Here is a 12,111-nt window from a genome sequence, read left to right as displayed (position 1 = left end):
TCTCGGTACGCATCCTGCCGGGTGTTTTTTTAGACGGAGTGTCAAGCTAAGTGCGACAGTTCATCCATGAAAGCTTCGTGAGCAGACATCCAACCGAGACATTTACGGGGACGATTATTAATGAGAGAGATAGCCTTGGCCAAATCTTCATCGGTGACCAAAGCAAAATCATGGCCCTTTGGAAAGAATTCTCGAAGAAGACCATTTCCGTTTTCATTTGAGCCTCGCTGCCAGGATGAATACGGATCTGCAAAGTAAACCTTGAGATTATGAAAGTTCTCAAGGTTGGCATAACAAGCAAACTCTTTCCCGCGATCTACGGTAGCGGTTTGAAAGGCGGCTTGAGGAAATTGGCTGGCAACCACACCAAAGTCAAACCTCCATCGAATAGGCGGTACGATCGGGTATTTTCAAGGCTAAGTAGTGCCGTGTCTTACGCTCAATAAAAGTGGCTACACAAGCCTTGCTTTTGCCACGGCTTGAGACAACGGTATCCAGTTCCCAGTGACCGAAGGTTTCACGCTTGCGAATCTCTTTGGGGCGCTTGCTAATCGGTGTACCTACCAAGAACCAACCTCGAGTTTCCACAGGCTTCTGACGCTTGCCTTTATGCCGTAATGCCTGTACATCACCGCTTGCCAACCGTCCTTCGTATATCCACCGATAGATGGTTTTGAAGCAGACGAAGGTCTTGCTCTCGAGCCGACGTTTCTCTGCTATCTGTTCCGGTGACCAAGTCTGAATGAGCTTCTCGGTCAGCTCGTTTGCAAGTTCAGGCGTATACTTGCCGACAGGTACAGATGAAGCCCTTCGCTCGTAATAGGCAACCTGAGCAGACTGGGCAAAGTAGCCTCGCACCTCGCTTCCACGCTTAAGCTCTCGTGCGATGGTGGGGGGATGGCAGCCTAATTCATGTCCAATCTTACGGATTGACCACCCTAGTCGGTGCAGGGCCTCTAGTTGTCCTCGTTCAATTATGCTAAGAAGGGAGTAGCTCATGTTAGATTTCTCCTGTAGAAAATGGTTTGTTGTGGTGACTTCCATTTTACACGAAACTAACATGGGCCTTTTTGTATTTTAGGTGTCACTTCATATTACAATCCGTCAAATAATAAATTGTTGTTCTAACGAATTTCTATACAATAAAGACTTGTTCTAAATGATGATTCCTTTAAAAAGTCCCGATAATAAATTTCTATCGGGACTTTTTATTACTCTTTAAGGAGAGGAATAAGATGCAAGCTTCTTTAGGTGATCGTTTCCGGATTTTGAATCATAACTTTTTGATAGCGATAACCGCTTCGTAATAAAAACGAAACGGAATCTCGGTAAGAAAAAAGTCAAGGATGTAATTACTAAGTTTTCTTTAGAGAACGTTTTATTGATGGAGTTATTTTGAAAAAACGATTAGCCAACACTAAATTAACAACAAAGGAATAATGCAACAATAGTATCATTCATTATATTAAGTCTCTTAACTTCATCAAAATTTGTTTTCTGGCACTATCTATAAATTTACGACTGATTGGTATTTCAACAGTTTGCTTATCATTTAAATTGGTAACAACACAATTATTTCCAATTTGTTTTACATATCTAACATTAACAATAAACGAGGTGTGGATTTGCACAAAATTATCATTAACTTTGGATAAAAGGGCTCTTGTTTGATGAAGCGTTTCATATATATCAGAGGGTGTGTGAATAAGTACGCTCCTTTTATTTTTTTCAAAGTAAATAATTTCACTAAAAGAAAGACTGTAAAAAACTTTATTAAATGTAAACATAAATTTTGAATCATCTAAATCTAAATATTTTATAGCGCGATTCAAGGTAGGATATAGTTTGTCTTTTGTTGCTGGTTTTAAAATGTAATCAAAAGTGTTAACCTTAAAAGCCTTTTCCATATATTCTTTGAAACTTGTAATAAAAATAATTGGACAAGTATAATTATTCTTTCTAATGATCTCGGCAATCTCTATTCCTGATACATTAGGAAACTCAATATCTAAAATAAACAAATCATATGTATTTCTTTTAAGTAATTCAATTAAACGAAATGGATTGTAATATATATCAATTTCAAATAACGAGGAGTTATATTCTAACATTAAATCTTCGATAGCTTTTGCAAAAACAGGAACATCATCACAAATAGCAACTTTTATTACCATCGTTTCACTCCTTTAATAATGGTAAGTGTAGCTATGATGCACCATCATGTCATAAACAACAATTTGAGCGAACAAAGTCAACGTTACAATAATAAATTTAAAGAAGAGACTGTGAAGTATGTACAGGCAAGTCGAAAAACACATTGATATTGCTGGGGAACTTAACATTCCTGTCGGTACTCTTCAAAAATGGGCAGGACAAGACCGGCAATTTAGAGATGGGGCTTTTGGTGGTGGCGGAGTGTATCACGGAGCGGATTTTACAAGTGGCTGAATTCGAAAGATTCGGAAAGATCTAAGCGACATAAAAGAATAAAACTTGTCGAATCCATTTCCATCATCAAGACACGCAAGGAAGTTATGGTGCGTAAGCTTACACATAAGCTGCATGCAGAAGGTATTCTACGACGGATAGAACCGTCAAACGTATCATGATAGAGAACCATCTACGCTCCTGTACCGTAAAAAAATTCAATGAACAAACTATCAACTCCAGCTCATTCAATCCGATATCACCCAACATACTGTCAACAAAAATTTAAAACAAATGCCTCAAATAAGGTATGGGTTAAGGATATAACGTACCCAAGTAAATCACGTTGGAAGACTTTTAATTCAAGGATTAGGTGAAGGAAAAACTAGGAATGAATTAGTGGCTGAATTAGAAAAGACTTTTGGTTTAGAGAGTGCTAATGCAGAGAATGATGTTAATGAATTTCTTTCCATGCTTAGAGAGGAGGGACTAGCATAATGGACATACCACTTTTTCCAGAGCGTCCAGAACAAGTATCAAATGGGGCAAAATGGCATGCCAGACTAGCTATACTTCTATCAGCACCTCTGAATTGGCTCCCTCCAAGTATGATAGAAAAGATATTATCTTGTTTAACGAGAAGATATCCATCGGCTTCGAAGGAACAAGTTCAGGTTATTCGTGATGCAGTATGTACAGTAAGTAAGAGATGTCGAAGTCAAGAGGGTTGTTTGAGACGTTCACTTGCGGTTGTAGTAGCAACGTGGTTAAAACGAAGATCTGTTAGTTGGTGTACTGGATACGCCCTAGAGCCATTTAGGGCACATGCATGGGTTGAATTAAAAGGTATTCCAGTTGGAGAGCCGGATGAAATAAGTTTATATTCTAAAGTTATAAGTGTACCTAGTTATGGTGAGGAAATTACAGAAAAAACGGAAAATAACAATCTAAAATCTAAAGAACTTAAGTAAGGTAGTGATATGAACCGGTGTTGTTTTTGAAGCACAAAGCAAACGTGCAAGAGTTAATCAACAACAATTGTTGCATAAGGATTAGCAAACAACAATCCTTATTGCAAGTCAGAAGCTGTCTGATGATAAAAAAGTCTGGACCAGTAAAAAACTGTGGAACCAGTAAAAAAGTCTGGAGCTCGTAAAAAAGTCCCGATGATGCTTTGTTTGGTCATCGGGACTTTTTTATGATGAAGGAGCTGTATTCAATGTTAGGGGTGAATTCGAGAAATTAGACAGATAAAAGTGAACCAAACTGAGTTTTCATTTTAGTTACATTTTGTTTCGCCGGATCATAGCGTTATACACTAAACGTGCCTTCTACGTAGTATCAGAAGTTTTCTAAAACAATCTTCCCAATGGATCGACCGGTTTCCAACTTCTCATGTGCTAAACGCAGATTTGCCGCATTAATGGGTTCTAGTCGTTCAGTTAGCGTCGTTTTTAATTTTCCGTCATCAATTAAATCCGCCAGGTTATTCAGTAATTTGTGTTGTTCAATCATGTCTTTCGTATGGAATAAGGATCGTGTAAACATGAACTCCCATACAAACGTTACACTTTTAGAAAAAAGCAAGTCCACGTTCAAGTTTCCTGCCCAGGAATCTTTATCTGCAGGAACAATACAGCAAATGATACCTTGGGGGGCTATGACCTCCGCCATATTCGCCATATGTTGTACAGTATCATTCAAGCAAAAGATATAATCTATGGTGTCTATACCCATAGCCTTGAGTTGAGGTTGAAAAGGATTGTTGTGATTTATAATAATATCCGCCCCCAGACTTTTGACCCATTGAGTCGACTCTGGACGCGAAGCAGTGCCGATGACGGTCAACCCTGCAAATTTAGCAAGTTGAACGGCCATCGAGCCCACTCCTCCGGCTGCTCCGATAATAAGTATGTTTTTGTTTTTATTTGCGTTTAGACTAATTCCTAGACGATCAAATAGGCCCTCCCATGCAGTTATTGAGGTAAGCGGTAATGCGGCTGCCTCTGAGAAATCCAAACTTTTAGGCATATTTCCTACAATTCGTTTATTTCTATGAAAGCTTGGGGGGAGTCTTATAAAGTGCGGCTTGAAAACAATAGAATAATAGAAGGAGAGGAGAGTTAAAGGAAAGTTGGTTGGGTAACAATTTGAAGCGATCTATCAACCATAATGCTAAAGGTTACAATAAGCTTAATTAATAACTATAAAGCGGCTGCCGGCATGGTTCGGCAGCCGCTTTGCTAACGGGCAGAATCCGTTGTTGGGATTGGAATTGCTGTATGGAAAAACTATGAATTACGGAGGGCGCATAAGAGTGTAAAAAATCATGTTGCTCAAATGGCACTTCGAGGAGCTTACTTTACATCCACAACTCAACAACTAATTAATTAGCGATAAAATCATTGGTTTTGGCTGTGCTACAATAATGTGATTGATGTTAATTGCATCCAAGGGATAGGAATAGGAACAAGCAGAAATTCCGCTGACTCATGATCTCGGCGAGGCGAGTGAACGAATGATGAGAGGGATGGGAAAATGACCGATACAAGGACAAAATTGATGCTGGATTTGCAAAGAATTGAGAAGGATGAGTATCAGTTACGCGAAGGTGAGCAGCATCAAGATTTCTTACCTTTGTTACTTCAATATATTGGCGATCCTCAGCCAGAATTACGGGATAACCTGATTTATCCGATGTTCTATATGTGGATTAAGGAAGAGAATAGGTTCAGTGGAGAGGAGTTGCGTAGCCTCTTAACTATTCTGACTGATGAGAACCATTTGTTCTATAATATTGGCAGCGAGGATGATCAGTCAGTTTTTACAAGAACGTTCTCTGCTTTGCCTATCGCTTTGATTGTGCAACGCCACAGACAGAATCCATTTTTTAATCAAGCTGAAATTGAGCAATTAATGCATACAATGCTCTGTTATTATAAAGAGGAGAAGGATCTGCGAGGTTACCTTTCGGTAGGAGGCTGGGCTCACAGCGCGTCTCACGGTGCGGATGTTTTTGTCGAGCTGGTGCAGTGCGAGGAGAGCAGCGTAGCAATGCTGCGTGAGGTTCTTGTCGCTATTTCTGGCAAGCTTCATAATGGTAAACACATCTTTAGCGATGAGGATGATGAGCGGTTGGTAAACATCGTGGATACGATGATTGATAAGGAGTTGCTTCCACATCAAGAAATCGCTGATTGGATTAGCGGTTTAGCGCAATGCTGCAATTTGCCGAGAAGCCGCAGTCAGGTGATTGCTCGTGTGAACAGCAAGAATTTTTTACGCAGTCTCTATTTCAGAAGGGGACAAGATAGCCGAGGGAATGAGCTTAACACTGTCATGCTTGGTACTGAGGCAAAATTGAACAGGTTTTCTATCCGTTAAAGGATTAGAGGGGCTGTCCCAAAAGCTATGGAAAAATTGGCAAAGGGATTGCCCCTTTTTATGTCAAGAAAACAAAAAGAAACTATTCTTTTGTGTGGAAGTACCACTCACCACGTACAAAAGGAGAGGAAAGTATTCCAGATTCACAAAAATTCCGGGCTGAAGGTTTGAACATCATTGATTACCAGACCGTAGAGATTGAACCAATTAAAAACAGCAAATTTACATACTTCTTACAAAAAATGCCACCAAAACTAGGCTTCGGATATATAATGATTTCTAACGTTGATGAACTATGGAGATTTACCTAATCTCCTACTATTTCGCAAGGTCGCACAGTTGGAGTCATCTCGCTTCTTGGTGTAATACTTGGATTCGTGATTTACATGATCGCAACCATGTTCGGTCTCTCAGCTCTTTTCATAACGGTTCCGTTCATTTACGAATCAGTCAAGTGGGCCGGGGCTGTTTACCTGCTCTGGCTCGCTTGGAATGCAGTCAAACCAGGCGCTGCTTCAATTCTCAAGCCTGATGGTCTTTCTATTGAACCGCCGAAAAAGTTATTTTTGACGGGATTGATAACAAATTTACTGAACCCCAAAATTGCTATTTGACAGGTCTTGCTGCGAGTCTTGCCTTTGATCGCAGATAGTGATACATGAACTAATTCCATAATACTGTCTGACTCTTTTTTCAGCCGTGAACTTTGTTAAACTAACGGGGGAGATAGTTCAATGAGGCAGTTTATAACTTTATTATTCAGTTTAGATCCATGCTTCATTCTGACGTTGAGTAGAAAACTAATTTTCAAATATCCAGGGAAGACCGGGACTTCTTGTACCATAAGAGGTTCCGGTCTAATCCTTTATTTTTTACTGAACAATTGGTTCAGCATCGTAGGAAATGATTATGATGATACTAAAAAATGCTATAAACAGCTTTTTTGCTACTGAATTCATCAGTAGTTTTTTTGCCTTTTGAAGTTTTACGTTTTCTTGTCCCCTATGCCATGGGTAAATCGAACTATTCTTTCAATGGAAAAGCAGCTCCTGAACGTGCCTGCTTTGATAGCGGACACGTTTGAATCATCTCGATAAACCCGCATGCTGCCATGGAAAGCGGCATGTTGCGCATAATCATAATCCCCACGTGAGAAGGCGGCAGCCGCACGTCCAATTGAATCTCGAAGAGGGTGCCCTCTTCCAGCTCTTTCGAAACAAATTCCCTCGTCACGTAAGAAATTCCGAGTCCTTTCCTAGCAAACTCGATGAGAAGATCCACGCTTCCGACCTCAATTTTAGGTGTGAGTTTATATCCGTAGCTTTGAAATAATTCCGTAATGGTCATTCGTGCCCTGCTATTGCGCGAGAACAGGATAATTGGGTACTGGAGCAGCATATCCAGCGTTAAAACCGCATCCTTGAGCTCGGCATAACGTGTCCCCGCTACAAAGCATTCCTGCAGCTGAAAAGTCTCCCTCACTTCAAGCTGGCTATCGACGATAGGCATACGGATGACGCCTAAATCAATTTTTCCTTCTTTTAAGAAGGAAATGATTTCCGGCGTTGTACCATGATTCAGGTGTAGTCTGATCCCGGGATGCTTCTCATGAAAGTCCTCCAAGTACGGGAGCAAATAATGCTTGAACAGCGAATCGCTTCCGCCGATCCGCAGCTCGCCGCTGTCCAGATTTTTAAGTGCCTCCATTTTTTCTTCGGCCAGAGATATTAAGATCTGTGACTGCTCAATATAGGAATACAGCATGGCGCCCTCTCTTGTCAGCCCAACGCCTTTGGAATTCCGGTAGAACAAAGAGATGCCGAAGCTGTTTTCGAGCTGTTTGATGGCGTGGCTGACGCTAGGTTGGGTTAGGTATAAGGCCTTGGCAGCCTGAGTCAAGCTGCCTGTCTTCGCAGCCCAATAAAAAACCTTGTACAATTCGTAATTTATACTCATAGATGTGGTCTATAGCTCCTGTGAAATATATTTATTACTTGTATAGATGATATTCGTATTATAGTGGAACTACGAAATAGAAACCAGAGCTTGTTTAATAGAGCGCTGCTTGAAGGAGAGAGAAACATGGAGCCGACCACTTTTGTTTTGTTTGGAGCGACTGGGGATTTAGCCAAAAGAAAAATATACCCTGCCCTCTACAACTTGTATATCGATCGGAAGCTGCCGCAATCATTCTCCTTATTTGGTCTTGGGAGAAGAGAACTGTCTGATGAATCGTTTCAGGCAAATGTCGAGCAGTCTATCCGTACTTTTTCCAGACGCGAAGCGAACAATTCTTCGTTAATCAAAGATTTTGTGAGCTTATTCCGTTACAGCGTTCTTCATATAGATCGCAAAGAAGATTATAGGAAGCTGCTTCAACTGATTGAACAGAGAGAAGAAGAGCTGAACATTCCGCCGAATCGCCTGTTTTATTTATCTGTCGGACCGGAGTTTTTTGAAACGATCACAGCGAGCATTAAGGAAAGCGGGCTCGGTTCCGCGAATGGCTGGAAGCGTCTCGTGATCGAGAAGCCTTTCGGCCATGATTTGAAATCTGCTCGCGATTTAAATCAGAAGCTGAGCCAAGCTTTTGCGGATCATGAAATTTACCGAATCGATCATTATCTCGGCAAGCCGCTGATTCAGAAGCTTGAGATTTTGCAGCAAAATCCGGTCCTTAATGCCTTATGGACGAATCGTTATATTGCCAACGTGCAAATTACAGCAAACGAGACTGTCGGCGTAGAAGAAAGAGCGGGTTATTACGATCACGTAGGCGCCGTAAGAGACATGTTCCAAAACCATATGCTGCAATTATTGATGATGCTGACGAGTCATCTTCCAATCAACAGCGACTCGGAAATGGTGCGCTTTAAGAAGAAAAAGGTAATGGAAGCCCTCGAGCCGCTGCATAAAGAGGAAGTGAGCGCGAGCATTATCCGTGGTCAATACAAAGCAGGAACCGTTCAAGGAAAGCCGGTAATCGGCTATATCTCCGAACCAGGGATCGCTTCTACTTCCATGAACGATACGTTTATTGCCGCTAAATTGCAGATCAATGATTTCTTTTGGCGCGGCGTACCTTTTTATATCCGAACAGGCAAACGAATGAAAGAGAAATCAACGCGGATTGTAATTGAGTTCAAGGAACAGTTAAAGATGTCCTCTCAGAAAAGTACTGAAAGAAAATCGCCTAACCTTCTGGTATTTGAAATTAGTCCTAATGAAGGCATTACGCTGCAATTAAATACAAGAGATCCTTTGCATAAAGGGGAGTTCAAGCCCCTTCAAATGAATTTTCATGAGAGCAAGGGCGATGTTCCCGAGGCTTACGAAAATTTGATTTACGACGCTATGCAAGGAGATCCTACGTTCTTCGCACATTGGGATGAGGTCGAATTGTCCTGGAAATGGGTTCAACCGATCCTGGAAGCATTCGAGGAGAATCTGGTTCCGCTTCATCGGTATGAAGCGGGCACTTACGGTCCTGCCGAGTCCGATGCGTTATTGGCGAAGGACGGCTACCATTGGTGGTTCGATGACAAACCAGAACAACATATTAAAACGGAAGAAGGAGAACAATATGCTTACCAAGGAAACCATTGATCAATTAGCTGTCGATACGATCCGAACATTGTCTATCGATACTATCAACCGCGCCAATTCCGGTCATCCGGGGCTGCCGATGGGAGCGGCGCCGATGGCATACGCTCTTTGGTCCAGACTATTAAATCACAATCCCGGACATGCCAAATGGTTTAACCGCGACCGCTTCGTTCTTTCTGCGGGTCACGGATCAGCCTTGCTCTACAGCCTGCTGCACTTGTCTGGATATCAGGTATCGCTTGATGATTTAAAACAGTTTCGCAAGCTGAACAGCAAAACGCCGGGGCATCCCGAATATGGGCACACGGATGGCGTAGAAGCGACAACTGGACCTCTGGGACAAGGGTTGGCGATGGCAGTCGGGATGGCGATGGCCGAAGCTCATTTGGCCTCGAAATTCAATCAAGACGGTTTCCCGGTAATCGATCATTATACGTATGCGCTTGTCGGAGACGGCTGCTTAATGGAAGGAATCTCTTACGAGGCGATGTCCATGGCAGGACATATGAAGCTTGGAAAATTAATCGTATTGTATGATTCCAACGACATCTCGTTGGATGGAGGGCTCAACCTTTCCTTCGGCGAAAATATGCAAAAAAGAGCGGAATCGGCCAATTGGGAATATATCCGGGTCGAGGACGGCAATGACATTTCCAAGATTACAGAAGCGATCGCCGCAGCCAAGCATAACGATGCCCAGCCGACGCTTATCGAAATTCGGACGATTATTGGTTACGGAAGCAAGGCAGCGGGAACGAACAAAGTACACGGCAATCCGCTCGGCAAGGAAGAAGCGAAGGCGACCAAGGAAATTTACGGCTGGAAGTATGAGGAAGAGTTCACCGTTCCGGAAGAAGTCAATGCGCATTTCGAGCAGCTGAAACGTAAGGGCGAGGCCAAAGAAGAAGAGTGGAACAAATTGGTCGCGGCCTATAAAGCGCAATATCCTATGCAGGGTAAGGAGCTTGAGCAAGTCATCGACGGTTCCGTATCGATTGAGGCAGCGGACATCCTAACGTTCGACGATTCCAAAACGATTTCTACCCGTGTAGCAAGCGGCGAAGCGATAAATCATTACGTAAAAACTGTACCTTCGATTTTTGGAGGAAGTGCCGATTTATCGCATTCGACGATGACGGACATCAAAGGAGAGCAAAAGTTTGCTGTGGAGTCCTACTCGGGACGCAATATTTACTTTGGCGTCCGTGAGCATGCTATGGGTGCAGCCGGCAATGGCATGGCCTTGCATGGAGGTGTAAAGCCATTCGTAAGCACCTTCTTCGTATTCAGCGACTATTTGCGCCCGTCTATTCGTTTGGCTGCGCTGCAAAAACTGCCTGTGACTTATGTATTTACCCATGATTCCATTGCTGTTGGGGAAGATGGACCTACCCATGAACCCGTTGAGCACTTGGCTGCGCTGCGCACCATTCCGGGACTTACGGTCATACGTCCGACCGATGCCAATGAAACGGCAAGCGCATGGGCGTATGCTCTGCAGCAAAATGAAGGCCCAGTAGCTCTGGTGCTTAGCAGACAAAATCTCCCTGTATATGAAGCCACTAAGGCCAATGTTGAAGGGGTAGCCAAAGGAGCTTATGTCTTGAGCGAAACAGGCGGCCAGCCGGATGTCATCCTTATTGGAACCGGATCAGAGGTTTCTATGGCCATGAATGCTAAGGAGGAGTTGGAGCGGGACAACATTTCCGTACGCGTCGTTGCTATGCCAAGCAGAGAGTTGTTCGATCGTCAACCCGAAGAGTACAAGCAGAGTGTCCTTCCTAATTCCGTTACGAAGCGGGTGGCCATTGAAGCTGGCATTTCGTTAGGCTGGGATCGTTATACGGGACAAGGCGGAAAAGTACTGTCGATCGATACATTTGGCGCCTCTGGCGCTGGTACGGAGGTTATGGAATACTTTGGATTCTCCGTAAATCAAGTGGTTCGCCTGACGAAGGAATTACTGAAGTAATAATAAATGTGTCCAATAAAATAATGGAGGTACTTACCTATGAAATTTTTTATCGATACGGCAAATGTAGAAGACATCAAAAAAGCGTATAAAATCGGTATCTTATCCGGTGTTACGACGAATCCGTCGTTGGTCGCCAAGGAAGGTGTGAAATTTGAAGATCGAATCGCCGAGATTTTGCGGGAAGTACCCGGAGTTGAATCGGTTTCTGCCGAAGTAACGCCTGATGCGGTGACAGCTGAAGACATGATCGCGCAAGCGAACGAACTAATTAAAATCAATAATAATGACAAAAACATCACGATCAAGCTTCCGATGACGCTCGCCGGACTTGAAGCTTGCCGCTATTTGAGCGACAAAGGCGTGAAAACGAACGTGACGCTGATTTTCACCGTGAACCAAGCTTTACTGGCCGCTCGTGCAGGCGCAACCTATGTCTCGCCGTTCCTTGGCCGCTTGGATGATATATCGGAAGACGGCGTCCAGCTCGTCACGAAAGTTGCTGAATTGTTCCGAGTGCATAACCTGGACACGCAAATTATCGCGGCATCCGTCCGCCATCCGGATCACGTGACGCGCGTAGCGATGGCAGGCGCGCATATTGCAACGATTCCATTTGCGGTGATCGAACAAATTTCCAAGCATCCCTTAACGGATCAAGGCATGGACAAATTCGCTGCCGATTGGAAAAAACAGCCGAGCTTTAAGTGATGAAGTGAACA

The 12,111-nt window shown here is 43.0% G+C and carries 8 protein-coding genes and 4 pseudogenes; 8 read left to right on the top strand and 4 right to left on the bottom strand.

Features of this window, described 5'->3' with window-relative positions; translation table 11 throughout:
- Positions 1–41: 41 nt before the first annotated feature.
- Both PAV_RS06225 and PAV_RS06220 read right to left on the bottom strand, forming a co-directional pair.
- Positions 42–999, bottom strand: a pseudogene (locus PAV_RS06225) (IS30 family transposase).
- A 461-nt stretch (positions 1,000–1,460) separates the two neighbouring features.
- Positions 1,461–2,174, bottom strand: coding sequence for a LytR/AlgR family response regulator transcription factor (locus tag PAV_RS06220; RefSeq protein WP_005544413.1), 714 nt, complete (start codon positions 2,172–2,174; stop codon positions 1,461–1,463).
- A gap of 118 nt (positions 2,175–2,292) precedes the next feature.
- Between PAV_RS06220 and PAV_RS34500 the strand changes: the two genes are divergently transcribed.
- The 3 genes and pseudogenes from PAV_RS34500 (at position 2,293) to PAV_RS06215 (ending at position 3,398) form a co-directional block, all read left to right on the top strand.
- Positions 2,293–2,448 carry a hypothetical protein gene (locus tag PAV_RS34500; RefSeq protein WP_005544412.1) on the top strand — a complete coding sequence of 52 codons (156 nt, stop codon included), beginning with the start codon at positions 2,293–2,295 and terminating at the stop codon, positions 2,446–2,448.
- A gap of 324 nt (positions 2,449–2,772) precedes the next feature.
- A pseudogene (locus PAV_RS37520) lies at positions 2,773–2,925 on the top strand (PqqD family protein); the annotation flags it as partial.
- A complete protein-coding gene (locus PAV_RS06215; protein WP_005544410.1) occupies positions 2,925–3,398 on the top strand; it encodes a lasso peptide biosynthesis B2 protein in 474 nt (157 codons plus the stop codon). The pseudogene PAV_RS37520 and the gene PAV_RS06215, both read left to right, overlap by 1 nt.
- Positions 3,399–3,768: 370 nt before the next feature.
- Here the strand turns inward: PAV_RS06215 and PAV_RS06210 are convergent.
- A pseudogene (locus tag PAV_RS06210) lies at positions 3,769–4,479 on the bottom strand (zinc-binding alcohol dehydrogenase family protein); the annotation flags it as partial.
- A 486-nt stretch (positions 4,480–4,965) separates the two neighbouring features.
- On the opposite strand from PAV_RS06210, the gene PAV_RS06205 reads away from it, so the two are divergent.
- Positions 4,966–5,811, top strand: a complete 846-nt coding sequence (locus PAV_RS06205) for a DUF2785 domain-containing protein (RefSeq protein ID WP_005544408.1) — start codon at positions 4,966–4,968, stop codon at positions 5,809–5,811.
- Between the two features lie 311 nt (positions 5,812–6,122).
- Positions 6,123–6,422, top strand: a pseudogene (locus tag PAV_RS06200) (LysE family translocator); the annotation flags it as partial.
- Between the two features lie 412 nt (positions 6,423–6,834).
- Here PAV_RS06200 and PAV_RS06195 read toward each other — a convergent pair.
- Positions 6,835–7,767, bottom strand: a complete 933-nt coding sequence (locus PAV_RS06195; RefSeq protein WP_005544403.1) for a LysR family transcriptional regulator — start codon at positions 7,765–7,767, stop codon at positions 6,835–6,837.
- A 126-nt stretch (positions 7,768–7,893) separates the two neighbouring features.
- Here PAV_RS06195 and zwf point away from each other — a divergent pair, with 126 nt between their 5' ends.
- The 3 genes from zwf to fsa are packed head-to-tail and all read left to right on the top strand — an operon-like array spanning position 7,894 to position 12,100.
- Positions 7,894–9,417 (top strand): glucose-6-phosphate dehydrogenase, encoded by a 1,524-nt coding sequence (zwf, locus tag PAV_RS06190; RefSeq protein WP_005544400.1) that lies wholly within the window; start codon positions 7,894–7,896, stop codon positions 9,415–9,417.
- Positions 9,395–11,389, top strand: a complete 1,995-nt coding sequence (tkt, locus tag PAV_RS06185; protein ID WP_005544398.1) for a transketolase — start codon at positions 9,395–9,397, stop codon at positions 11,387–11,389. The genes zwf and tkt overlap by 23 nt, the downstream gene beginning before the upstream one ends.
- A 39-nt stretch (positions 11,390–11,428) precedes the next feature.
- Positions 11,429–12,100, top strand: a complete 672-nt coding sequence (fsa, locus tag PAV_RS06180; protein WP_005544396.1) for a fructose-6-phosphate aldolase — start codon at positions 11,429–11,431, stop codon at positions 12,098–12,100.
- The last annotated feature ends 11 nt before the right edge of the window (positions 12,101–12,111 follow it).

Source organism: Paenibacillus alvei DSM 29 (assembly GCF_000293805.1).
Lineage (GTDB): Bacteria > Bacillota > Bacilli > Paenibacillales > Paenibacillaceae > Paenibacillus_B > Paenibacillus_B alvei.
This window is presented reverse-complemented; position numbering and strand designations above follow the sequence as displayed.